At 61.4% G+C, this 21,265-nt stretch carries 29 protein-coding genes; 15 read left to right on the top strand and 14 right to left on the bottom strand.

Going from position 1 to position 21,265, the window contains the following annotated elements; all coding sequences use genetic code 11:
* Positions 1-6: 6 nt before the first annotated feature.
* The gene (locus VUN82_23760) at positions 7-711 is read left to right on the top strand and encodes an alpha/beta hydrolase (protein XAS72050.1); all 705 of its coding nucleotides are present in this window, start codon (positions 7-9) and stop codon (positions 709-711) included.
* Positions 712-808: 97 nt separating this feature from the next.
* Here the strand turns inward: VUN82_23760 and VUN82_23765 are convergent, their stop codons facing one another.
* Entirely contained in the window at positions 809-1,246 is a 438-nt protein-coding gene (locus VUN82_23765; GenBank protein XAS72051.1) for a hypothetical protein, read from the bottom strand.
* 185 nt (positions 1,247-1,431) lie between these two features.
* Here VUN82_23765 and VUN82_23770 point away from each other — a divergent pair, with 185 nt between their 5' ends.
* From VUN82_23770 to VUN82_23785, 4 genes are all read left to right on the top strand, one after another.
* Positions 1,432-1,620 carry a CsbD family protein gene (locus VUN82_23770; GenBank protein ID XAS72052.1) on the top strand — a complete coding sequence of 63 codons (189 nt, stop codon included), beginning with the start codon at positions 1,432-1,434 and terminating at the stop codon, positions 1,618-1,620.
* Between the two features lie 327 nt (positions 1,621-1,947).
* Positions 1,948-2,220 carry a GlsB/YeaQ/YmgE family stress response membrane protein gene (locus tag VUN82_23775; protein XAS72053.1) on the top strand — a complete coding sequence of 91 codons (273 nt, stop codon included), beginning with the start codon at positions 1,948-1,950 and terminating at the stop codon, positions 2,218-2,220.
* Complete coding sequence (locus VUN82_23780) at positions 2,213-2,473, top strand: hypothetical protein (GenBank protein ID XAS72054.1); 261 nt, start codon at positions 2,213-2,215, stop codon at positions 2,471-2,473. The genes VUN82_23775 and VUN82_23780 overlap by 8 nt, the downstream gene beginning before the upstream one ends.
* 218 nt (positions 2,474-2,691) lie before the next feature.
* Positions 2,692-3,594: an AraC family transcriptional regulator gene (locus VUN82_23785; protein XAS72055.1), complete on the top strand. Its 903-nt coding sequence runs from the start codon at positions 2,692-2,694 to the stop codon at positions 3,592-3,594.
* On the opposite strand, the gene VUN82_23790 is transcribed toward VUN82_23785, so the two are convergent.
* From VUN82_23790 to VUN82_23805, 4 genes are all read right to left on the bottom strand, one after another.
* On the bottom strand, positions 3,543-4,097 hold the full coding sequence (locus VUN82_23790; protein XAS72056.1) for an isochorismatase family cysteine hydrolase: 555 nt from the start codon (positions 4,095-4,097) through the stop codon (positions 3,543-3,545). The two genes, VUN82_23785 and VUN82_23790, sit on opposite strands and share 52 nt — an antisense overlap.
* 26 nt (positions 4,098-4,123) lie before the next feature.
* A complete protein-coding gene (locus tag VUN82_23795) occupies positions 4,124-5,053 on the bottom strand; it encodes an SDR family oxidoreductase (protein ID XAS72057.1) in 930 nt (309 codons plus the stop codon).
* Between the two features lie 92 nt (positions 5,054-5,145).
* Entirely contained in the window at positions 5,146-5,949 is an 804-nt protein-coding gene (locus VUN82_23800; GenBank protein XAS72058.1) for a DUF1206 domain-containing protein, read from the bottom strand.
* Between the two features lie 119 nt (positions 5,950-6,068).
* Positions 6,069-6,272 (bottom strand): hypothetical protein, encoded by a 204-nt coding sequence (locus tag VUN82_23805; GenBank protein XAS72059.1) that lies wholly within the window; start codon positions 6,270-6,272, stop codon positions 6,069-6,071.
* Positions 6,273-6,535: 263 nt separating this feature from the next.
* On the opposite strand from VUN82_23805, the gene VUN82_23810 reads away from it, so the two are divergent.
* Both VUN82_23810 and VUN82_23815 read left to right on the top strand, forming a co-directional pair.
* Complete coding sequence (locus VUN82_23810; protein XAS72060.1) at positions 6,536-6,871, top strand: hypothetical protein; 336 nt, start codon at positions 6,536-6,538, stop codon at positions 6,869-6,871.
* A gap of 39 nt (positions 6,872-6,910) precedes the next feature.
* On the top strand, positions 6,911-7,411 hold the full coding sequence (locus tag VUN82_23815) for an isoprenylcysteine carboxylmethyltransferase family protein (protein XAS72061.1): 501 nt from the start codon (positions 6,911-6,913) through the stop codon (positions 7,409-7,411).
* 76 nt (positions 7,412-7,487) lie between these two features.
* Here VUN82_23815 and VUN82_23820 read toward each other — a convergent pair whose 3' ends face one another.
* Complete coding sequence (locus tag VUN82_23820; GenBank protein ID XAS72062.1) at positions 7,488-8,003, bottom strand: cyclophilin-like fold protein; 516 nt, start codon at positions 8,001-8,003, stop codon at positions 7,488-7,490.
* A 149-nt stretch (positions 8,004-8,152) separates the two neighbouring features.
* A complete protein-coding gene (locus tag VUN82_23825) occupies positions 8,153-8,617 on the bottom strand; it encodes a MarR family transcriptional regulator (GenBank protein ID XAS72063.1) in 465 nt (154 codons plus the stop codon).
* Between the two features lie 106 nt (positions 8,618-8,723).
* Here VUN82_23825 and VUN82_23830 point away from each other — a divergent pair, with 106 nt between their 5' ends.
* Positions 8,724-9,983: an NAD(P)/FAD-dependent oxidoreductase gene (locus VUN82_23830; protein ID XAS72064.1), complete on the top strand. Its 1,260-nt coding sequence runs from the start codon at positions 8,724-8,726 to the stop codon at positions 9,981-9,983.
* Here the strand turns inward: VUN82_23830 and VUN82_23835 are convergent.
* Positions 9,932-11,308 carry an MFS transporter gene (locus VUN82_23835; GenBank protein XAS72065.1) on the bottom strand — a complete coding sequence of 459 codons (1,377 nt, stop codon included), beginning with the start codon at positions 11,306-11,308 and terminating at the stop codon, positions 9,932-9,934. The genes VUN82_23830 and VUN82_23835 overlap by 52 nt on opposite strands.
* A gap of 132 nt (positions 11,309-11,440) precedes the next feature.
* On the opposite strand from VUN82_23835, the gene VUN82_23840 reads away from it, so the two are divergent.
* Positions 11,441-12,667 carry a GAF domain-containing sensor histidine kinase gene (locus VUN82_23840; protein XAS72066.1) on the top strand — a complete coding sequence of 409 codons (1,227 nt, stop codon included), beginning with the start codon at positions 11,441-11,443 and terminating at the stop codon, positions 12,665-12,667.
* A 66-nt stretch (positions 12,668-12,733) separates the two neighbouring features.
* Here VUN82_23840 and VUN82_23845 read toward each other — a convergent pair whose 3' ends face one another.
* Together VUN82_23845 and VUN82_23850 are read right to left on the bottom strand one after the other, a co-directional pair.
* On the bottom strand, positions 12,734-14,137 hold the full coding sequence (locus VUN82_23845; GenBank protein XAS72067.1) for a serine/threonine-protein kinase: 1,404 nt from the start codon (positions 14,135-14,137) through the stop codon (positions 12,734-12,736).
* 236 nt (positions 14,138-14,373) lie between these two features.
* Positions 14,374-14,820, bottom strand: coding sequence for a MarR family transcriptional regulator (locus tag VUN82_23850; GenBank protein XAS72068.1), 447 nt, complete (start codon positions 14,818-14,820; stop codon positions 14,374-14,376).
* A gap of 59 nt (positions 14,821-14,879) precedes the next feature.
* Between VUN82_23850 and VUN82_23855 the strand changes: the two genes are divergently transcribed.
* The 4 genes from VUN82_23855 (at position 14,880) to VUN82_23870 (ending at position 16,846) form a co-directional block, all read left to right on the top strand.
* Positions 14,880-15,248, top strand: coding sequence for a VOC family protein (locus tag VUN82_23855; protein XAS72069.1), 369 nt, complete (start codon positions 14,880-14,882; stop codon positions 15,246-15,248).
* 96 nt (positions 15,249-15,344) lie between these two features.
* Positions 15,345-15,938 (top strand): histidine phosphatase family protein, encoded by a 594-nt coding sequence (locus tag VUN82_23860; GenBank protein XAS72070.1) that lies wholly within the window; start codon positions 15,345-15,347, stop codon positions 15,936-15,938.
* Positions 15,939-15,998: 60 nt separating this feature from the next.
* Positions 15,999-16,289, top strand: coding sequence for a hypothetical protein (locus tag VUN82_23865; protein XAS72071.1), 291 nt, complete (start codon positions 15,999-16,001; stop codon positions 16,287-16,289).
* A gap of 8 nt (positions 16,290-16,297) precedes the next feature.
* On the top strand, positions 16,298-16,846 hold the full coding sequence (locus VUN82_23870; protein XAS72072.1) for a DUF488 domain-containing protein: 549 nt from the start codon (positions 16,298-16,300) through the stop codon (positions 16,844-16,846).
* 14 nt (positions 16,847-16,860) lie between these two features.
* Here the strand turns inward: VUN82_23870 and VUN82_23875 are convergent, their stop codons facing one another.
* A complete protein-coding gene (locus VUN82_23875; GenBank protein ID XAS72073.1) occupies positions 16,861-17,145 on the bottom strand; it encodes a hypothetical protein in 285 nt (94 codons plus the stop codon).
* On the opposite strand from VUN82_23875, the gene VUN82_23880 reads away from it, so the two are divergent.
* A complete protein-coding gene (locus VUN82_23880; GenBank protein XAS72074.1) occupies positions 17,144-17,815 on the top strand; it encodes a glyoxalase in 672 nt (223 codons plus the stop codon). The two genes, VUN82_23875 and VUN82_23880, sit on opposite strands and share 2 nt — an antisense overlap.
* Before the next feature lie 108 nt (positions 17,816-17,923).
* Here the strand turns inward: VUN82_23880 and VUN82_23885 are convergent, their stop codons facing one another.
* The 3 genes from VUN82_23885 to VUN82_23895 all read right to left on the bottom strand — a co-directional run bounded on the left by VUN82_23885 (position 17,924) and on the right by VUN82_23895 (position 20,442).
* Positions 17,924-18,166, bottom strand: a complete 243-nt coding sequence (locus tag VUN82_23885; protein XAS72075.1) for a DUF6458 family protein — start codon at positions 18,164-18,166, stop codon at positions 17,924-17,926.
* Positions 18,167-18,311: 145 nt separating this feature from the next.
* Positions 18,312-19,217, bottom strand: a complete 906-nt coding sequence (locus VUN82_23890) for an SDR family oxidoreductase (protein ID XAS72076.1) — start codon at positions 19,215-19,217, stop codon at positions 18,312-18,314.
* A 154-nt stretch (positions 19,218-19,371) separates the two neighbouring features.
* The gene (locus tag VUN82_23895) at positions 19,372-20,442 is read right to left on the bottom strand and encodes an NAD(P)-dependent alcohol dehydrogenase (protein XAS72077.1); all 1,071 of its coding nucleotides are present in this window, start codon (positions 20,440-20,442) and stop codon (positions 19,372-19,374) included.
* Between the two features lie 94 nt (positions 20,443-20,536).
* On the opposite strand from VUN82_23895, the gene VUN82_23900 reads away from it, so the two are divergent.
* Positions 20,537-21,214 (top strand): TetR/AcrR family transcriptional regulator C-terminal domain-containing protein, encoded by a 678-nt coding sequence (locus VUN82_23900; protein XAS72078.1) that lies wholly within the window; start codon positions 20,537-20,539, stop codon positions 21,212-21,214.
* Positions 21,215-21,265 lie beyond the last annotated feature (51 nt).

Raw genomic sequence — 21,265 nt, forward strand, 5'->3', positions numbered from 1 at the left:
ACCGGCATGGACATCATCCTTGTACCTGGCTTCTGGTTGGACGCGTCATCGTGGGCGGAGGTCACGCCGCCGCTTATGGCGGCCGGACACACGGTTCACCCCCTCACGCTTCCCGGACTGGAGTCCGGTGATGCCCCTCGCACCGGGATTGGCCTTCGGACGCACATCGACGCCGTGGTGGACAAGGTGGACTCCCTTGGCGGCAATGTGGTGCTGGTGGGCCATTCAGGCGGCGGGGCCATCATCCATGGCGCGGTTGACGCCCGCGCGGACCGCATAGACCGGGCCGTCTATGTGGACAGCGGCCCGCTCGGCGAGGGCGGCGTGATCAATGACGAACTGCCCGAGGACGGCGACGAAATCCCGCTCCCACCTTGGGAAGGCTTTGAAGACGCGGACCTCATCGACCTGACCGATGAGCTCAAGGAAGCCTTCCGCGCACGGGCCATCCCGGAACCGAAGGGCGTTGCCTTCGATCAACAACACCTTCACGATGTCCGGCGCTACGATGTGCCGGCCACCATCATCGCCTGCCAGTTCCCGTCATCACTGCTTCAGGAATGGATGGACGCCGGGCACCCGTTCACGGCCGAACTCGCGCGGATTCGGGACGTGGACTACATCGACCTACCCACCGGTCACTGGCCACAGTTCACCAAGCCACGCGAACTTGGCGAAGCCATCCTGAAAGCCGTCGAGCGCACCAAGTAACACTCGACGCTCACCAAGTAACGCTCGACGGCGGGATGGGCCTTGCGGGTTGGAGGAACCCGCGGGAACGCGAACCTAGGGGCTTGCCGCCAGGGGGTCAGGGCTTGGCCGGCGTATTGGTCGCCGGCCCTTCCGGCGCTGCGCCGCCTTCGTCCGTCCAATCGCTTCCTGTGTTGTCATCGAGCGCAGGATCGGACACTACGTCCGACCTGATTGGCGGGGTTGAGGTAGAAGCAGAAGCAGAGGAGCCGGTGCTGGAGTTGGCGTGCGGCCCGGACTTCGATTCCAGGATGCCCGGAAACATCGTCTCCGCCCTCTCCAGGAGCTTCTTGCCCGCTGCGTACAGATTGTCCAGGATGTCAGGGACTGATTCCTGGACGGTTTCAGTGGCCTGGTGGACGTTCTCTTGAACCTCCGGGTTCTTCCAGACCTTCTCGGCGCCTCCGCGAACGCGCCGATACACCTCCGGCCAGGACTTGGACCCCCATACGTAGCCAACAGCAATGCCGGCGGCGAACAATGCTTTCCCTTTCACAGGACCCACTCCTTTCGAGGTGCTTTTCCTACGACACTAGTCCGGCCTTGACCTGCTGTCACGTGCACATTCAACGCCGGATGGTTAATGGCCATTTGCTGAATTCGAAAAGAGGACTAAACTTTAATGCCAACCAGCGGAAAACCCGCAGGCACAACCACATGGCAACCCGAGGAGTGAAAACCATGGGACTGGATGACAAGATCAAGAACGCCACGGAAGAAGCAACGGGCAAGGTCAAGGAAAAGACCGGCGAAGCCACTGGCGACAGGGACCTCCAGGCCGAGGGCGCGGGCGACCAAGCGTCGGCCAATGTGAAGCAGGCTGGCGAGCACGTCAAGGACGCCGCGAAGGACGCCTTCGGCGAGAAGTAGCCGGATTTCAAGGCCACACCACCCCCGTTCGAGGGGCAGGAACCCTAGACCGGCGAAATAGCAAGGTTACTTGCTGTTGTTCCCGGGACCAGCTAGCGTTGCTGTTGTAGTACTACGGTCCGGACCCTTGGACAGGAGTGCTTTGGCTGCACTTGATAAATTCAACGACGTTTGAAACAGGCGTTTGCAAAATAACGCCCCGCCCCATATTCCACTGGGCCGTGTGTGGCCCTGTTACAGCACTTATCCGCTGGAACTGACAACCGATGAACGGAACCGCTTCACCGAGTTCATGGAATTTCCATCAACAAGAAAGTAGGAGCAAAAATGGGTTTCTTTGGTTTTCTTTTGCTCGGCCTTTTGGCTGGGGCTATCGCAAAGCTTATTCTTCCCGGACGCCAAGGAGGAGGCTGGTTCGTTACCTTGCTGCTGGGCGTCGTTGGCGCCCTGTTGGGCGGCTGGATCGGTGGCCTGATCTTCGGCGAGGGACTGACACAATTCTTCGCCATTCGGACGTGGCTACTGGCCATTGGCGGATCCATTGTCGTTCTGCTGATTTACGGCCTGGCCACAGGGGGACGTCGGGCCCACCATGGCTGACGAAACCACGCCCAACACCAACCAGGACGACCTTGAGGGTCAGTATGCAGAAGGTGATTACGGCGCTGCCGGTGCATCTCCTGAGGCCCTGAAGGAAGACGCTGGCGGGGACTACACCGCAGGCGACTACGCCGAGAAGACCGTCCCGTCCGCGGACGCGGAGCTCGACGAGCGCAACACGGAAGACACCCCCGAGGACAGGCCGTTCTCGTCCGAGCCGGATGACGAAGCTTCCGGCTCAGGACATCCCTAATATTCAGGCATCCGCAAGGTCCTGATAACCACCAGAACCCGGAGACTGCAGTTGCAGCCTCCGGGTTCTTGCTTTGCCGGGGTCCTGGCGTTGCGAAATCCGTTGACCTGGTCCTGATCCTCGTGGGCTTGATGTCGAAGCCTGATATTTTCGGGCATGGATAGTCGGGGCAGCGGCTGAGCCCGCACCGTAGCGTGATGATCAGGAATGGAGGGACAGTGCAGGAATGGACCAGGGCGCTTGAGCTCATCGAGCAGGACCTTACCGAATCGGTGGAGGTCAGCATGTTAGCCCGAACGGCATTGACGTCTGAATATCACTTCAGGAGGATGTTTGCCTCCTTGGCTGGCATTCCGATTTTGGAGTACATTCGTCGACGCCGGCTTACGTCCGCCACCGCAGAGATCATCGCCGGCGGAACAGTATTGGATGTTGCCCTCCGCTACGGATATGGATCGCCCGAGGCATTCACACGTGCCTTTAAGGCCATGCATGGGCTGACTCCCTCAGAAGCACGGCAACCTGGCGCAGTCCTCCATTCCCAGCCTCAGTTAAGGTTCCACCTCCGCATTGAAGGGAATACTGTCATGAAGCACCGAATAGTCAACAAGGAGGCCTTTCATCTGATCGGCCTCAAAGCCCGGGTTCCGCTGGTCCACGAAGGTCCTAACGCTGCAATCATCGAATTTCAACGCAGCATGGACCCGGATGCGACAAAGCGTCTGATGGCGCTGGCCGACGTCGAGCCATCGGGGCCCCTGTCCGTAACGGACAAGATTGACGAAGAGCGCCGCGAAGGCAGTGAGCTGGACTATTGGCACGCGGTGGCTTCAACCAAACCCGCTCCGGAAGGTTTCGAGCGCTTGGACATCCCCGCTGGCCAATGGGTGGTGTTCGAAACGGAAGGAAGATTCCCGGATGTCCTGCAGCGCATGTGGGCGGACGCTGCTACTGAGTGGTTCCCGGCCAACCCTTACTTTTGGGCACGCGGCCCCGAACTGCTCAGTGTTAGGCCGGATCCGGATGGGACCCACGGGAGCGGGCAACTGTGGATTCCAATCGAGTCCAGTCAGGGGCCCTTTAAGAGTTTCAGCACCTCGTCGAGTGGCAAAACCTTCTGACGATATTCACGGGTAAGAACCCGGAGGACTGCTTCGGCGGCCTCCGGGTTCTCTGTTGCCACGGCTTCAGCCGCGTAAATCACCCGGATGTTATGGGCGAAAGCGTCAGCAGCGGTCTGCGCGATGCAGTTGTGGGCCGAAACTCCAGCCAGAATGACGGTTTCCACACCCCAGTTCCTGAGGCGCATCCCTAAGTCCGTACCAACGAACGCGCTGTCGCGGGTTTTGACCATCTGCGGGAATTCGGCGGTCACCAGGCCAGGTACGAAGCTGGCCTGCTCACTTCCCCTGAAGATGAATCCTTGGTCATCGTCCAGCATGTTCAGGCTCCATGTGGATTTGTCCCGCTCGTGCTGGGTGCCAACCAAGAGGACGTTTGCCCCTGCCTCGCGTGCTGCGCTGGTCAACGAGTTGCAGGCAGCAACAACCTCTTCCTGACGCCGCTTCAGGGCCGGTTCCTCAAAAAAGGCGTTCTGCATATCGATTACCAGCACAGCAATCATGCGCGCATACCCTTTCCTGTCCTGGGTCAGAGACCCTTGCCGCCGGTCACCGGCAGCACAGCTCCAGAAATATAGGAGCCTTCGTCAGATGCGAGGAGCACATAGGCCGGCGCCAGCTCAGCCGGTTGTCCGGCGCGACCCAGTGGCGTGTCCTGACCAAACGTTGGAAGCTTGTCCGGCCACTCGGTAGCGGGAATCAACGGCGTCCAAATCGGTCCCGGGGCCACGGCGTTAACGCGGATTCCTTTGGGACCGAGTTCCTCGGCCATGGCTTTGGTGAAGGCTACCTGGGCGGCCTTGGTCATGGCATAGTCCACCAGCTGGGCGGAAGGATTAAAGGCCTGAATGGACGCCGTGACGATGATCGAAGCTCCCGGGCGGAGATGGGGAATCGCAGCTTGTGCAGTCCAGATCAGTGAGTACAGGTTGGTTTTGAAGACCCGATCAAATTCCTCGGTGGGGATGGTTTCCAAGCCCTCACGGTTCTTTTGGTACGCAGCGTTCAGGACCACGACGTTGAGCCCGCCAAGCTCCTGTACCGTGCGCTCCACAATCTCGGCCGCAAACTTTTCGTCGCGCGCGTCTCCTGGCAATAACAAAGCCTGCGCTCCGCACTCACGGATCCATTCCGCCGTCGACTTCGCGTCTTCCTCTTCCTCCGGAAGGTAGCTGATGGCGACGTCGGCACCTTCGCGGGCATATGCGATGGCCACAGCAGCGCCGATGCCTGAGTCACCCCCAGTGATCAGGGCTTTCTTGCCCTGGAGGCGACCGTGCCCAACATAGCTGGATTCACCATGATCGGGCTGGGGGTTCAAGGGCTTGGTCAGGCCAGGCTGTTCCTGTTCCTGCTGGGGAAATTCCTCGGAGTGATATCCGCTCCGGGGATCCTTGGGCGCCGAAGTAAGGCGATGATCCCCGTTTGCTTGCTGTCCGCTTGGGTCGGCTTGAGTCATGGTTCTGGCCTTTCTCAGATGTCTGATTCCCGGCATTCGACGCTACCGTTGGCTGTACCCAGGCACTATCGACTCTAAACGCGCTGTGAGGGCTAGGTCCGGAGCGTTTTGGCCTTCACCATGAGGAACAGCCCGTAGGCGATCAGGCCAACGGCAACGGCTGCCAAGAGGTACGGGCCATACGGTTGCTCCCTTAACGCCCGCAGGCTTCCATCAAGTCCTGTGGATTGCTCGGGCTGAACGCGCACTGCGGCAATGACCACCAGCAGGCCAACGAGCAACAGGGCTATGCCTTTGGCGACGTAGCCCACAACGCCAACACCCGACTGGAACTTTCGGGCCGGCTCCTTGTAGGACAGCGCCAGGTCCTTCTCGAAAGTCCTCATGAAGCCGCGCACCGCGAACACGACGCCGGTGATCATGATCCCGGCGCCAATTGCGACGAGCAGGACTATCCCGAATGGAGCTTTCATGAGGGTCACAGTCACATCGCTGGCCGACTCGCGACTGTTTTTTCCCTTGCCCATGGTGAACGAGAGGATAGTGGCCGCCAGTCCCGCAAAGACTATCGCCTGGCCAACTGCGGAAAGCCGCTTGGAAGGCTTGTTGTCCGACTTCCTGCGGTAGCCGAGGGTTGCGTTGCCCAATTGCCACAAGGCCAAGGCAGCGCAGGCGCCGAAGCACGCCCAGAGCAGGATGGGACCCACCGGTTGCGCGGCCAGTTGGGCGACAGCGCCACTGACGTCGGCTTCACCGCCTCGCCCAAAGGCGACCTGAAACGCAATAACCCCGATGAGTAAGTGCAGAAGTCCGCTGACGGCATAACCAGCCCTGGCAACAATCTCCAGGCCACGTGAGTTTGAGGCTTCCTCGGCCGCATCAGCGGCCTTCTTCATCTCCTCTTTGATGACAAGCCTCCTTATTATTTTGTGACTTGTCACCATGGTGCCACTCGAACGACTACAAGACCACGGGCGGGCACCTCTGGTGCCCACCCGCCAAAGTTCAAATGTTCCTAGAAACCACACACCGACTGCGGCCAGATGCTCCGAAGCCCCATACCCAGAGGGTTGAAGTGCTCCCGGACGGACGTGACCGCACGGGCCTGGCCGGGGACTTCGCCGCCATGGCCGCCAGCCTCTGCCGTGTGCGGGAAGGGGTCGGACGTCACGTGGGCAGCTCCAGTATTCAGGGACGTGGCTGCGATCTGGTCAGGCATTTCGGTGGTCCTTCCTGAAAGTTCCCATCAACTCCATTGGCTGATAGTTCAACCATGGGACGGGGCCCTCAAGAAGGACGCCGGGTCATCTCAAGATTCAGTCAAGATTCCACGGCGCAGGGAAAGCATGTTCAGAAGGCGAAAATGACCTCCAGTTGCTGCCTGCTCGGGAGGAAGGTCACGTCGTGATGTTGCGCAGATCACATTTGCTGCCTACGCTGGGGTGGCTGCAGCGTGGCAGCGAACGGATGAAAGGCAGCATATTGACCAGCGAGAAGCTCTCTGTAGTTGTTCGAGTCGACCTTGACGGAGCACAGATCCAGATCGCAGCAACCGGTCACGTGACCACCTCCAATCTCCACGCGCTGTATCCAATCGTCCAACGCACCAACAGCCTGGCCGACGGCAGGGACGTCGAGATGGACCTTACCGGGGCCATGATTGAGCCGGATGCACTTGAACAACTCCAGGGCTACGCGATGCTCCACGAGTTGCCGGTTCGTGTTGATCCCGGCCCAGCTGATCCGGATCTGGTGTCCCTGCCCGCCCTGCCGGCCCTGGCAGGATCGAAAATGGCGGGGGCTTGGCTGGCGGCGTGAGTTGCGCCGGCCCTCAAGCCGAGGACTAACCTGACTGCCATGAGTCAGTCAACGCGCGCCTGGATTGGGACCATCGTCTTCCTTTTCCTCGCGCCCGGCATCGTGGCAGGTCTCATCCCGTGGCTCATCTCTGGATGGCGGCTTTACGACTGGGACGGCGTGGCGTGGCTGGTGGTGCCCGTCGCCTGGATCGCGATCACCCTAGGTGTGGCTTTCCTGCTCTACGCCTTCGCGCTGTTCGCCCTTCACCGGGGAACACCCGCGCCGGTTGCGCCGACCCAGACGCTGGTGCTGACCGGGGTTTATCGATTCGTGCGCAATCCCATGTACCTCGCGGTGCTCGCGACTATCCTCGGACAAGCCCTGCTCTTCGGCAGTTGGTGGCTGGTGGTCTACGCCGGGGTGCTTCTCATCGCCGTCGTCACTTTCGTGAAGGGTTACGAGGAACCCACCCTCACTGAGACGTACGGCGAGCAGTACCTCGAGTACCGGCGCAACGTTCCGGGATGGTGGCCGCGGCTGACGCCTTGGCGCGGATAACGGTGGGACGGGCAACGGGCTTCTGTGCTTCGCCCCTCCACGGATGCCATGAGCCAGTCCCTTAGGCGGCTGGCGTTCAGTCCCTCAGGCTCAGGGTGGCTTCGAAACGTCCGTTGCGATCACGGATTGCCGCAAGGTCCTCGAAGTTTCCAATCCGCACAATTCCGGTGAAATGCCCCACAGGTTCGTAGTAAAGGACCAGTGTCTGGCCCGGCGTGTAGTACCCGATCGTCAGCGGATCAGCGTCATCGCCGGCCGGAACGCCGTCGAGGGACAAGGGCGCCGGTAGTTCAGCATGCTTCTCCTGACCGCCAAAGTCAGTGAAGGACAGCGTCAGGGGAAACTGGTCAATCAGTGAGCGGGCGGTCGCGTTCCCCGACAGACTTCCGTTCACGGTCCGTCCGTCGATCTGGATGCTGATTGGAGTGTCTTCGGGGGTCTCTTTGGCTGTCATCGTTTGGGTTTCCTCCGTGCGGGCAGTTTCCTGCGGCGTCGTCGCTGTGTTTGTCGTGGCTGGACTGCCCGAAGCCGTCGTGCACCCGGTAAGGGCGAGGGTCAGCGCCGTGATCACGACCAGAGTTTGCTTCCTCATTGGCATCAAGAATGTCCCCCTCGGCGGCAAAGTTCGATTCATTCCAGCAAAACAGCTGACGACGGCGAGCGGGAGCCCCTGCCGTTACAGGTACTGAAAGGGACCCTCTGAGAAGGCGACGGTCATGGTGGGGAAGTCCCACAGCCAACTCACTGGCTCAGCCGAACGGCCGCCTCCTGCTGGACGCGGGCAGCCTTGCTTGAGTAGTCGGCGATAATCCGGAGTTCGTCGTCGCTGTAGCCTTCCAGCAGCGCGGCCATCCCGGCCATGAAATCGGTGAAGTAGGGTGCAGCGGCGGCAACCTGGTCACCGACGAGCTCGATCAGGACCTTCCGCTTGTCCTCGCCGTGCTTGACCCGCCGGGCCACGCCTTTGCTTTCGAGTCGCTGCATGAGTCCGGTGACCGATGCTGGGGCCAGCCCGGAGTGTTCACCGAATTCACCCGCCGTCATTGGGCCGTGGCGCAGCAGGATATCGATCGCCTTGCCCTCGGTCGCCGACAGGCCCCGCAGTTCAGACAGTGTGGTGTGGAACATGATGGCGGCCGTGGACAGCTCCCTGCCCGAGGCATAAACAGCTTCCAGCAGAGCTTCGCGTTGCCCCTGATTCGTCATGCTCCGAGGCTAGCAAAATCTTTCGCTTGACCGAAACGATTGACCTGCCCACCACTCAGGATTATATTTCTTTTAACCGAACGAAATAAATTCCCAAGGAGCTCCCATGTTGAATTGCCTTGTCATCGGATCCGGCGTAGCCGGCCTTTCCACGGCCCTCTCACTCCAGAAAGCAGGCCACTCCGCCACCGTTTTTGAAGCGCACAAGGGGCATTCTGAGGGTGTCGGCGCCTTCCTTACCCTCGCCGTCAACGGTTTCGACGCCCTGGACACTCTGGGCCTCAAGGAGGAAGCTTCGCAACTGGGCTTCAGCACCCCGCTCATGTCCATGTATCTGGGCAGCACGGGTCGCCACCTGATCGATTTCGATTTCGGCGGCACCCTCCCGGATGGCACCACGGCCCGGACCATGACCCGCTCGGAGCTATACGCCCTCTTGCACGAGGAGTCAGTCCGCCGCGGGATCCGGATCGAGCACGGCAGGCGACTGACAGCGGTGGAGGAACTGCCCGACGGCGTCACGGCCGTTTTCGACGACGGTACCTCCGCGCGCGGCGACCTGCTGGTGGGGGCCGACGGGCTGCGCTCGGCGGTGCGGCCGCTGATCGACCCCGCCTCGCCCGCACCCCGCACCATCCCGCTGCTCAACACGGGCGGCATCATTCCTGCCAACACTGCCGCCTTGTCGCTCAAGGATGTGGATCTGGGCGTGCCTCCGGGGCGCATGAAGATGGTGTTCGGCAAGCGCTGCTTCTACTGTTACATGCCCAGCCCGGACGGCCGGATCTGGTGGTTCGCAAATCCTCTGCAGCGCTCCAGCTCCGATCCGTCATTGCTGGGCCAGGAAGAACTCAGGGATTGGCTGACCGGGCTGGTGGCCGGAGATCGGACACCGATGGCGGCCCTCATTCGCGCCACGGAAGACATCATCAAGCCCTATTCAACTTTCGATTTCCCCAGCGTTCCCCGCTGGCACCGCGGCAGGATGGTCCTGGTCGGCGATGCCGCTCACGCCTCCTCCCCGTCCTCGGGGCAGGGCGCGTCCATGGCAATCGAGGACGCAGTGATCCTTGGACGGGCCCTTCGGGGAGCCACAAGGGACGACACAGAACGGGGAAGCCTCCCTGCCAGGTTTGCGGCTTACGAAGCGGAGCGCCGGCCGCGTGCCGAGACGGTGGTGGCATGGGGCCGCCGGAATTCAGAACCCAAGGTCAGGAATCAGTTCACCCGGGTGTTTCAGGACCTGGCTATGCGCGCTATTTTCCGGGGACTGGCGCGGAAGGCGGCCGACAACTTCGATTGGCTCTACGGCCATCACATCGACTGGGATGCCGTCTCCACGTACGACGCCGAGACCCTGCGGTAAACAGGCGTCAGGAACGCGATCAGTGCCGCGAGAATGAGAATGATGCCGGAGACCAGGAACACGAGGGCGATCCCGCGCGACGTACCTTGACCCAGCAGCGGTTCCAGTTGCGCGGCGCCCTCTGCGGAGCGGGCGTACGGGATGATCCAGAACTGGGCGAGCGGGGCGATGAGGAACGCTGTGATCGGCGCTGCGGCGGACTCGAAGGCCATGGCGAATCCGAATACCCTGCCCTGCCGGTTGAGGGGAACCACCTGTTGGATGACCGTCTGCTCGGCGGCTTCCACGATGGGAACCAAAGCCAGATACAGCCAGATGCCAGCCACATATAGCCACGCCCATTCACGCAGGGTGAACACTGCACCAAGGAACCCCATGGCGGCCACAACGATGAGCATGGTCCGCAAGGGATTGGAGCCCAGCCCAAACTTTCCCACCAGCGCACCGCCCACAAGGAATCCGGTGGAGCCTACGGCGAAGAACGTTCCCCACATCTCAACGGAGAACATTTCCAATCCGTACGGATCCATCAAAGCCATGTACACACCGCCCACGAAGTTGTTGAACGTGGAAAATATGATCAATGCAAACAGCCCGGAGATAGCCAGCACAGCGGCAAGCGAGCCACGGAAGTCGAAACCGCCCTTTGCGTCAGTGGCTGCCGCTTGCACCTCTTCGGGCATTCGCAAAGTGAGTAGGTGTGCGAACGCCAACGCGGTGAAAACCAGTGAAGCCACAATGGTCCAGCCCATGCCCAGCAGGCCCACTGACAATCCGGACAGGACCGAAGTAACAATGAACATGAGCCCCTGCACCATCCCCACCATGCCATTGGCATTGGCCCGGCGATCAGGCTCGATAAGGATGGTGACGGTGGTGGAGAGGGCAATGTTGCGAAGGTTTTCCACGACGGCACCCACAAGGGTGATCAGAGTGAAGACCCAGAACCACGGCTGTGTCAGGTCCAGCAGAAGACTCGTGGGGGTGAGGAGAAACATCACTCCTGACAGCACGAACATCACCAGGGTGAACCCAGCGGCAAAGCGCATTATGGCAAGCTTCCGATACCTGTCCACGAACGTCCCGAAGCTGATGCTGGAGAGCGCAATCAGCAGCATGTAGGCTCCTCCGACTACCCCGGTGGCAATCACATTGCGCGTTTCCAGGTAAACCCAGAACGTCAGGGCGAACCAGAGATAGCTTGTGGTGATATTTGCCAGGGCGGTGTTCACCAGGATCCCCATGAAAGTACGGGATCGCTGGGCCGGAGTGCGCAGGGAGAGGTCGATAACTTCAGTAACCCCAGCCGGTTCCTGCTCGGTCATGCGTTCCAGTGTACTTACACCAATTGCCGCAGATAAGGGCCGGCGCCGACCCAAACCGTGTGACAATCCAACCGCACTAACCTCCCGGTAGGATCGGCAAGGAATCCTAAAGAAGCCTGGGGGAAATTCTTGATGAAAGGTGCAAAAGGCCAACTGGCCTTCACCGGAGACTTTAGCCGGGATCTGGAGTTGCGGGAGTACGGCCTGGACCCCGGCGAGGATTCCACCCTGCTTCCCAATGCCGCCATAATGAGCGCGCTGCAGAACCTCGTTCGCCTTGCCACTGAGCTTTGCGGCGCCCCTTTCGGGGTAGTCAACATCATCAGCGCCGAGTACCAATACCAAATTGGTGCGTGGGGCGTGGAACCGGGTATGTGCTCACGAGAAGATTCCATGTGTGCCAAGGTGTTTCTCTCCCGCGAGATCACCGTTATCCCCGACGCTTCGCTGGATCCACGATCCGTCGACAACCCATTCGTCACCGGTGAATTGGGCAGGGTTCGGTTCTACGCTTCGGTTCCACTGCAAACAGAATCAGGATTCGTTCCCGGTACCTTGTGCGTCTTTTCCGATAAGGCCATGGAGATACGACCCGAGCAAGTCAGCATGCTGGAGGTCCTCGCCAAGCAGGTGGTGGAACTGTTGGAGCTGCAGCACCGCACCGTCCAGCTGGATCGCACCTATGCCGAGCTGCGGGAGAGCAATGCCAAGTTGGCTGGGTTCGCGGGCCGTGTCAGCCATGATCTTCGCATTCCGCTCACCACCATCCTGGGTTACGTGGAGTTGGTGGAGGATGATCCCGACGTCCAAGCAGACAGCGTGGCAGCTAAATACCTGAGCCGGATCGGGGCGAGTGGCCGCCGGATGCTGGGGATGCTGGAAGACGTCCTGAGTTATTCGAGGGTGGGCGGCGGCATCCAGCCACAGCAGGTCTCACTTAAAGAGGCGGCAGGCGAGGTGGCCCGGGACCTGGGCATCGAGGACGACATCCTTGAAGTGCGGGACCTGAATCTCCAGGCAGACAAGGGCCAACTGCGCACATTGCTACAGAATCTGCTGTCCAACGCCATGAACTATCGCAGCCCCGAAAGGGATCTGCACGTCCGGATCAGCGGCGTCTCCAATTATCATGGCGCCACCATCTTCGTGGCCGACAACGGAAAGGGCATCCACGCGGCAGACCGGGCCAAGGTCCTGGAACCATTGGTGCGCCTGCGCCGCGAAGGTGACGGACCTGGCTCCGGCCTGGGACTCGCCACCTGCAGCAGCATCGCCAAGGCCCACGGCGGCGAACTCACACTCTCCGAGACAGCCGGCGGCGGAACCACGGTAGCGGTGAGCTTCCCTTCCGAACCGTAGCGGCACGCCAGGCAAGAAAACGCACGACGGCGACCTGCCGCCGTCGCGCGTTTCCCACCAAGGGCGTTACCCCCGACCGTTCCCCTTGCCCTTTTCGGACCTGGCGTCGCTCTTTCCGCCGCTCTTGGCATCCGCGACGTCTTGGGGCTCCGTATTTCCACCATCTTGGGCAGGCTCAGGGGCTTTAACGGCTGGCACCGGAACCGCTGGCTGATCTGGAACATCCACGACTTCGACGGCAGGCGCAACGGCCGGCGGTGCAGTCTCCACGGGAGCCGGCCCACTCGGCTGGGACTCAATGACGGAGACACCAGGATCCACCTGTCGTGTGGGCTCGGCTGAAGTCTCTGCCGAAAAGACGCCATTAGTGACCAACGCGAGCCCGACAGGAACGGCGAGGGCCGCCGCAACCAGCCCGGCGAGGATCTTCGGCCTCTTTCCGAGAGTCTTTGAACCAGTAGCGGAAGCACGCCTTCCCGGTGCCGCAGCTGCCGGACCGCGGCTCGAAACCTGGACATGCGGCGGCCGTGACGGCACAGCCGGCACCGATGCCAGCGACGGGGCTGCTGGCACCGACGGCAAGATTGCCGTTGCCATAGGCGGCAGCTTCCGACGTCGGCCCGCCAAGACTTCCTCGACCTCCGAGGCCTTCGGGCGCCGCTCCGGATCCATGTCCGTCATTGCCTGGAGGAGTCCGCGCAGCCCGTTGGGGAGGTCTTCCGGGATCTCGGGTGCCCGATGAAGGCGTGCCGAGGCCGTCTCTACCGGGGTTCCTGGGTATTCGGGTTTGCCGGTGAGGCATTCCAAGAGCACCAAACCCAAAGAGTAGATGTCGCTGGCGGGCGTCAGGTGCAGGCCTTGTGCCTGCTCCGGACTGAGGTACTGGGCTGTGCCGACAGTGAACCCAGTGGCGGTGAGGCGGTTGTCCTCCATTACCAAGGCGACTCCGAAATCAGCCAGTTTCACAGATTCGGCGCCATCGGGCCCGTCGGAAACCAGGATGTTTGCCGGCTTGATGTCGCGGTGAATGACGCCTTGGGCATGCACCTGGGCAAGGGCGCCAGCCAGTCGCTCGCCAATGCGCGTGGTTTCGGGATGTGTCAGGGGCCCTTCGGACAATACGGCCTTCAGGTCACGACCCCCTGCGAGTTCCATGACGAGGTAGGCGCGCTCTTCGTCATTGCGGGTATCAACGCCCGCATCGAAGGCGGCCACCAGGCCTGGATGGTCAAAGCCGGCGAGCAGCCGCATCTCGGTTTCCTGACGGGCCCTGAACGAGTCGTCGCCAGAGCCAGGCAGAAAGATCTTGATTGCTACGTCCCGGCCAAGGAGCAAGTCCGCGGCGCGGTACACCGTGGACATGGCTCCCCGGCCCAAAACAGGTCCCAGCTGGTAGCGGCCATCGATGATGGTGGCAGCCGCACTGGAATCGGTCACGTGGAACTCCACGGCCTCGTCATTGTTGCCCACGAATTGTCACGCCCTTCAGGCCCACCTTGTGTGCATCGGACCCTAACAGTGTCCGTTGCTACCAGGCAACGCCGCCGATCAAACTTTCACGAGAGCCGCGCGGCCGCCCTGTTCGGCGTAACCGCTACGGCTTGAGCAGTCCTGCGTCAAACAGCATCATCCGGATTCACCAGATAAGTCATCAGGATACTTAGTATTGGCTCGGAAGGGAAACGGGCCATCCGTGAGGACGCCGCTTAGTCTCCTCCGAGTTCCGCCAGCCGCGAGCCGAGCAGGGACCGCAAATGCTGCTGCTCGTCCGCCGTCAGGCCCTGCCGCAATCGGCCCTCCACTTCATTCGCGGCCGCACTGGCTGCCTTCAATCGCCTGCTTCCGAGCGGAGTTAGCTTCACGGGGAGTGCCCGCCCGGCAACAGGCTGCGCCGGCCGGGAAACCAACCCGTCCCGCTCGAGCGCCTGCAGAAGCACGTTCATTGACTGCCGCGACACGAAGGCGCCGCGGGCAAGCTCGGAATTGGAGAGGCCGGGCCGTTGCGCCAGGAGTTCAAGGCATGCGTACTGCGCCACTGTCATCCCGAGGGGCCGGAGGGCAGCGTCCATTGCGCTCCGCAAAGCGCTGTGCACTTGCTTCAGGAGATAGCCCAGGGAGGTGTCCAGATCCACGCCACTGCCGTCTTGACTCATGTCAATATTCTGACATACGTTGTTCATGTCAACATACTGACATAACGAGGAGAGCAAGCATGGCAACAATCGGTCCAGATTTCATTTCGCTGCAGGTCCGCGACCTTGAACGTTCGGCACTGTTCTACGAGCAGCAACTCGGGCTGACGCGCTCGGTGGCCGGTCCGCCGCATGCAGTTGTTTTCGATACCAAGCCGGTCGCCTTTGCGGTGCGGGAGCCACTGCCGGAAACCGAGCTGGATTCGCTCCCGCAACCCGGCGAAGGAATTGCCTTGTGGCTGCGGGCAACGGACGCCCAGGAACTCCACGACGCCCTCTCCGCCCATGGCACGCAGATCACGGCAGCACCCATCGATGGGCCGTTCGGGCGCACCTTCACCTTTGCAGATCCGGACGGCTACCGGATCACTATCCACGACGCCGCCTGACACCAACGGCAACAAGCGTCCGACGGCGACCTCCCGCCGTCGGACGTTTTCCTCACGTGACGCACGGAACTGCGGTCTGGACGGCCGGAAGGCACAATGGAAGGCATGACCCTTACTACCTTCGCCCTCGTCCGCCATGGCCAGACCAACTGGAACGCGGAGCGTCGGTTGCAGGGGGCCACTGACATTCCGCTGAACGACGTCGGACGCCAACAGGCGCGTGACGCCGTTGCCACTTTGGCCAATTACGAATGGGACGCAATCGTTTCCTCACCTTTGAGCCGTGCCGCAGAAACCGCCGACCTGATTGCAGAAGGCCTGGGCCTCCGGGTCGCCCGGCGGGTTCCGGAGCTTATTGAGCGAAGCTTCGGACCGGCAGAAGGGCTGCAAGCCGGGCCGGAACTCGAGGCACTTCGCATCCCAGGCGGTTTCCGCGGGGGCGAGAGCGATGATGACGCAGCCAGCCGCGGCATGGATGCCCTGGAACAATTGGCACAGGAATTTTCGGGACAGCGCGTCCTGGTGGTAACCCACGGTACGTTGATCCGGCTGTCACTGAGCCGCGCGATTGGACGCACGCTGGACAGCGTCCACAATGCCGTACTGAATCTCGCCCATCACCACGCCTCCGATGGCTGGAAGCTGGAGTACTTCAATGGTGAGCTTCTGACGGCCGACGTGGACGGCTGACACAACCGCGAAACTCAGGAATGTTATTGACATTCCACATGCCAGTTTCTGTATGCTCAAGTGAGTCAAGCAGCTGGCGCCTTTCGCTCCGCTGCCCTGGAGGTCAGCTTGGCTCTCACACTTGTTGGCTCCCGACTAGTGACGACCGAAGCCTGCCGGGCCAACGCAATCACCCTGACCGCGAGAGTAACGCTGGCCACGGACGGCTGGTTTGAACTTCGCGTGGTGCAAATCCCCGGGCTGGTGCTTCACGTTTCCCGGCTGGAAAAGGCCGCCCAGGCCGTGCTCGACGCCGCAACGGCCTCGAGCGGACGGAAGCCGGAAGAGTTTGACGTCCAGTTCCAATGCTGAGCAAGCCGATGCCGAACGAGCAGAAACTCCTGACCGTTGGGCATGGCGCCACACCCCAGGCCGACTTTGCGGACCTTTTGCAGGCGGCTGGCGTGGCGTCGTTAGTGGACGTTCGGATTGGTCCGGGAAGCCGGAAATACCCTCACTTCGGAAGAACCCACATGGAGCAGTGGCTACCGGCCGCCGGAATCGCTTATCGCTGGGAACAGCGACTGGGTGGGTTCCGGAAGCTTCCACCCGGCTCCCCCGACACGTCCCTGCGCAACGACTCTTTCAGGGCCTACGCGGCGTACATGCGCACAGCTGAGTTCACCGCAGCCCTGAGTCAGCTTTTGGCGGATGCGGCTGACCAAAAGACCGCCATCATGTGCAGCGAAACGCTCTGGTGGCGCTGCCATCGCCGCCTCATCGCAGATCATTGCGTTCTGCTGGACTCACTGCCCGTCAGCCATCTCATGCCAGGAGCCAAGCTGGTCCCCCACGTCCCTACGGCCGGAGTGAGGGTGCACCGCGGGCATCTGCAGTACGACCTACCCGTGGACGAGTCAGTGGGTTAGGTCAGTGGGTTAGATCAGCGTGCCTCAAGCCGGCTCCGCAGTTGCTGTGCGAAGTCGGGGTAAGCTGCGGCAACCTCCTCCAGGTCCATGGTCTGGGGGAAGTCGATCACGGGTTGGTGCTCGGCCAGAAAGTTGGCCGTCTCTTCAGTAATGAACTGCCCGTCCTGGCCGTCCAACCCGGCCTCGGCCAGGAATTCAGGGGTGATCCGGAAGACGGATTCCCCGGTCTGCCCTTCGGATGCCCAGCGCACCAAGTACTCATCCTGATTTACGAGTTCTACGTCGAATGACTTCTCCATGTCAGCAGCCTACGTGGTGTTCAGCCGTGACCACTGGTTCTTCACTAGGATGACTGACATGGCAGCCATCGAATCTGTAATTATCGAGGTCGCTCCCGCCATTCAGGTGGCGGAGGCCTTCTACACTGATGTTTTCAGCATGGGCAGCAGGGTTCAGGTACGTTCATCCGAGGCGCCGATCACCGGCTTTCGCGGATTTACGATGTCGCTTGTTGTCTCCCAGCCGGCCACCGTAAACAGTCTTATCGGCAACGCCCATGACGCCGGCGCGACTATCATCAAGCCAGCCGCCAAATCCCTGTGGGGGTACGGCGGAGTAGTCCAAGCTCCGGACGGCACGATCTGGACAGTCGCATCCTCGTCAAAGAAAGACACTGGCCCGGCCGATCTGCAGATCGATGCGATAGTGCTCCAACTGGGAGTCGCGGATGTGGCTGCCAGCAAACAGTTCTATCTCGACCGAGGCCTCACCATGGCCAAGAGTTTCGGCAGCCGGTACGTGGAGTTTGATACCGGTCCCGTCAAGCTGACGCTCAACAAACGCGGGGCGCTGGCCAAGACCGCCGGCGTGTCACCTGACGGCACCGGCTCTCACCGGCTCCTCATCAGCGGTGATGCAGGCACCTTTACCGATCCTGACGGATTCGCCTGGGAAACACCACTGACCTGAGGGGAACGACGGCGCCCTTGCGTTGGAGCTTTTGCGCCCGGACTGCAGGCGCAGAAACGCACGACGGCGACCTCCCGCCGTCGTGCGTTTTTCTTGCTTTAGAGAGAGCTAAACTTCGGGACGCGGGCGCCGGTCGATGATGGTCTCTGGAGCATCACGCCGCTCCACGACATGGTCAGTACGCCGGGTGCGGCCTGCCATGATGATGGAAATAATCAGGCCCAATACGCCTACAGCCATCAGGATGTAGCCGATCAGGACTTGGTCCACGAAGGGGATGAGTCCGGGGGCAAGCGCAAAGGCCAGAATCGCTCCAATGGCGATCAGTGCTATGGAAGAACCTATTCTCATGTCGTGCTCCTCTCACTTCCGACCGGCCCGCGAACGGGTGATCACGGAACTGCGTCGATATCGTAAGCATACTTCTCAATTTGCGACGCGCGAAAGATTGTGCCCGTCATTGTTCGCCTACCACGCGTGCTCGGAGTGGCCCCGATCAGTGCCCGAAACCCGCTGCGAACCGTGCGATGGCGTCCTCAGGAGTGGGCGGCGGACCAAAAACTTCAGCTTGCCGGCTGGTGTTGGCAACGTATCGGCCCGTCTCGAACCACGCCGACATGCTGGCCATATCGCTTACCAGCGGGGCAAAGCGCGAGGTGACTTTGCCCAAGCCCTTGAGCACCGGCGTCGGAACGGCCATGATCTTGATGTCCTTGCCGTCCGCCTCGCCATGCTTGGACAGGAGACCCGCCGCTTCTGACATGCTGACGGGCCGGGTCCAGCCAATGTCGATGCGTTCGCCATTAGCTATCTCCGCATCCACGGCATCCGCCAGATAACCCGCGAGGTCGCTCGTGAGGACGAAGGTCAGCGGGGTGTCCTTCGAACCGATCCACATGACGCGACCCTTCGCCAGAGGATCGCCGCCCATCCCGGCGGTCTGGTCGAAGAACGCACCGGGACGAAGCGCAACGAAAGGGACGCCCAGCTGTTCGAACGTATCCTCGGCCTGCTTCTTGTGCCAAAAGTGCGGAACTTGGGGCGTCAGATCACAGGTGAGGATGCTGATGAGAACGAACCTGGGAACGCCCGTTTGTTGGGCGGCGACAGCCAGGTTGCTGTACCCAAAGGTATCGATTGCATTGGCGTTCTTGTCGTTCCGCGTGTACCCGGCGGCCGTCGAAATGACGCCGGCTACGCCTGTCATCGCGTGGATCAGGGACGCCACATCGAGCATGTCGCCCCGCACAATTTCGACACCTCTGGCTTCAAGCTTGCCCGCGTTGGATTTTGCCCGGACCAGCGCACGGACGCTCTTGCCGCGCTTGAGAAGTGCATCAACCACCTGACTGCCAAGGTAGCCGGTGGCGCCGACCACGAGGACAGGCTTTTCGTCAGCCATGATTTGCTCCTTGGACTCGCCGGGTTCGCTCCCCGGAACAGTCGTAGCACGCGGGCCGCGTTGATTCCAGACTTCACGCAAACGCACGACGGCGACCCACCGCCGTCGCGCGTTGTGACCGGCTCACGGTCAACGTTCGTTGCTGACGGGAAAGTCACATGGTGATGGCAATCTTTCCGCGGGTTTTACCGGCGTCGAAGTACCGCATGGCTTCGGGAACCTGTTGAAGGGGATAGCTTCGATCGATGGCCGGGACGATGGTTCCGGCCTGGAGGAGCTCGGCGAGGGACTCAAGGTCCTCCGAACGCTCCGTACCAACGACCATGGTGAGCTTTTGACTGATGAAGGGGGACAGTGCCAAGGCCCGGAACTGCCTGTCCATGCCACCAGTTAGAGGTCCACCCTCCTCACCACCGGTAAGAACTGCCGTTCCGCTGTGGGTGAGCGCGCGGCGAAGGCGTTTCAGGCTGGGGTTTCCCGCGAGATCGATGATCACGTCATAACGCTTAGACCCGTCGGCGAAGTCCTGTTTGGCGTAATCGATCACGCGGTCGGCACCGAGAGACAGCACATGGTCCATCTTGCCGTCACTGCAGACCCCGGTAACTTCAGCACCCGCGGCTTTGGCGAACTGCACGGCGTATCCGCCAACTCCGCCAGAGGCACCGGTGATCAGCACTTTGAGGCCCGTCGCGGTTTGCCCTGCTGGTGTCCCTATTTCCAGCCCACCTGCAATCCCACCTGCACGAAGCGCCTGGAGGGCGGTACAGGCTGAAACGGGAACCACTGCTGCTTGTTCGAAGCTGATGCCGGCAGGCTTGAGGGCGAGATGGTCTTCCCCGGCTACGGCGTACTGGGCAAAGGAACCCTTGCCCACGCCGAAGACGTGGTTGCCGACGGCGAAGCGGGTTACCTCCGGTCCCACGGCCTCGACCGTCCCGGCGAGATCGAGCCCAGGTACCGGATTCTTGGGTCCTCGGAACCCAAAGGCCAGACGCAGGGCGTAAGGCTTCCCAGTCATGATATGCCAGGTCCCGCGGTCCAGGCCCGCAGAATGGACACGCACCAGCACCTCATCGCCCGCTATCTCCGGCTTGGGGATCCGGGCCAAACGAAGGACGTCGGCCGAGCCGTAGGCATCCTGCACTACGGCCTGCATGGTGTCTTCCGAGGTGGGCGCTGCGTTGGATGCTGACGTTTCCTTGGCTTGCTGACCAGTGGTCATGGCCGTTCCTTTCAGGGCTTCAGCTACTTTTCGTACGCTGTACTAATAACGCTACCGTACAATGTACTAAAACGGAACACCCAGAGGAGATCCAGTGTCCACCGCAAGCCCGGAGCGCCTTCCGCTCAGCCGCGAAAGGGTTCTCGCATGCGCCGTGGAACTCGCGGACGAGTCGGGGATATCGGCGCTGACCATCCGCTCACTCGCGCAAAGCATGGGCACCAAGCCGATGTCCCTGTACTACTACGTGGCCAACAAGGACGAGATCCTGGACGGCATTGTGGACATGGTGTTCAGCGAAATTAAGTTGCCCTCCCCGTCCGGTAACTGGCGGGAGGAAATGCACGATCGGGCACATGCGATGCGCGCGGCCCTTACCCGGCATCCGTGGGCAGTGGGGCTGCTGGAAAGCCGCTCCTCCCCTGGCCCCGCAACACTCCGACACCACGAGGCGACGCTCGCCACCTTGCGGGAAGCGGGATTTTCAGTCCAGCTGACCGCCCACGCGTACGCAGCGCTGGACAGTTACATCTACGGTTTCGCCCTCCAGGAGGCAGCCTTGCCGTTTGAAGGCCGGGATACCGCAGCCGAAATCACCGCCCCCATCATGGAGCGATTCTCAACCGGGGAGTACCCGCGGATGGTGGAGATCGCCGTCGAGCATGTCCTCAAACCCGGCTACGACTTCGGCGACGAATTCGACTTTGGACTGAACCTGATTCTTGACGGCCTCGGCCGATTGATGGACGATGTCGGCGCAGCAGGCGAATGACCTCCCCAGCCGTTGAGGTGCGTAAGGCAAAAGGGTACGGTCAGGGCATAC

It is taken from the genome of Micrococcaceae bacterium Sec5.1, from assembly GCA_039636795.1.
Classification (GTDB): Bacteria; Actinomycetota; Actinomycetes; order Actinomycetales; family Micrococcaceae; genus Arthrobacter.

Coding starts and splice junctions, on each gene's coding strand:
- VUN82_23775 (XAS72053.1), top strand. CDS start 1,948: ATGGGTTTCTTTGGTTTTCTTTTGCTCGGCCTTTTGGCTGGGGCTATC.
- VUN82_23815 (XAS72061.1), top strand. CDS start 6,911: ATGAGTCAGTCAACGCGCGCCTGGATTGGGACCATCGTCTTCCTTTTC.
- VUN82_23770 (XAS72052.1), top strand. CDS start 1,432: ATGGGACTGGATGACAAGATCAAGAACGCCACGGAAGAAGCAACGGGC.
- VUN82_23855 (XAS72069.1), top strand. CDS start 14,880: ATGGCAACAATCGGTCCAGATTTCATTTCGCTGCAGGTCCGCGACCTT.
- VUN82_23795 (XAS72057.1), bottom strand. CDS start 5,053: ATGACTCAAGCCGACCCAAGCGGACAGCAAGCAAACGGGGATCATCGC.
- VUN82_23895 (XAS72077.1), bottom strand. CDS start 20,442: ATGACCACTGGTCAGCAAGCCAAGGAAACGTCAGCATCCAACGCAGCG.
- VUN82_23760 (XAS72050.1), top strand. CDS start 7: ATGGACATCATCCTTGTACCTGGCTTCTGGTTGGACGCGTCATCGTGG.
- VUN82_23875 (XAS72073.1), bottom strand. CDS start 17,145: ATGGAGAAGTCATTCGACGTAGAACTCGTAAATCAGGATGAGTACTTG.
- VUN82_23835 (XAS72065.1), bottom strand. CDS start 11,308: ATGACCGAGCAGGAACCGGCTGGGGTTACTGAAGTTATCGACCTCTCC.
- VUN82_23800 (XAS72058.1), bottom strand. CDS start 5,949: ATGAAGAAGGCCGCTGATGCGGCCGAGGAAGCCTCAAACTCACGTGGC.
- VUN82_23790 (XAS72056.1), bottom strand. CDS start 4,097: ATGATTGCTGTGCTGGTAATCGATATGCAGAACGCCTTTTTTGAGGAA.
- VUN82_23830 (XAS72064.1), top strand. CDS start 8,724: ATGTTGAATTGCCTTGTCATCGGATCCGGCGTAGCCGGCCTTTCCACG.
- VUN82_23780 (XAS72054.1), top strand. CDS start 2,213: ATGGCTGACGAAACCACGCCCAACACCAACCAGGACGACCTTGAGGGT.
- VUN82_23860 (XAS72070.1), top strand. CDS start 15,345: ATGGAAGGCATGACCCTTACTACCTTCGCCCTCGTCCGCCATGGCCAG.
- VUN82_23885 (XAS72075.1), bottom strand. CDS start 18,166: ATGAGAATAGGTTCTTCCATAGCACTGATCGCCATTGGAGCGATTCTG.
- VUN82_23805 (XAS72059.1), bottom strand. CDS start 6,272: ATGCCTGACCAGATCGCAGCCACGTCCCTGAATACTGGAGCTGCCCAC.
- VUN82_23890 (XAS72076.1), bottom strand. CDS start 19,217: ATGGCTGACGAAAAGCCTGTCCTCGTGGTCGGCGCCACCGGCTACCTT.
- VUN82_23825 (XAS72063.1), bottom strand. CDS start 8,617: ATGACGAATCAGGGGCAACGCGAAGCTCTGCTGGAAGCTGTTTATGCC.
- VUN82_23840 (XAS72066.1), top strand. CDS start 11,441: ATGAAAGGTGCAAAAGGCCAACTGGCCTTCACCGGAGACTTTAGCCGG.
- VUN82_23850 (XAS72068.1), bottom strand. CDS start 14,820: ATGAGTCAAGACGGCAGTGGCGTGGATCTGGACACCTCCCTGGGCTAT.
- VUN82_23880 (XAS72074.1), top strand. CDS start 17,144: ATGTCAGCAGCCTACGTGGTGTTCAGCCGTGACCACTGGTTCTTCACT.
- VUN82_23870 (XAS72072.1), top strand. CDS start 16,298: ATGCCGAACGAGCAGAAACTCCTGACCGTTGGGCATGGCGCCACACCC.
- VUN82_23820 (XAS72062.1), bottom strand. CDS start 8,003: ATGAGGAAGCAAACTCTGGTCGTGATCACGGCGCTGACCCTCGCCCTT.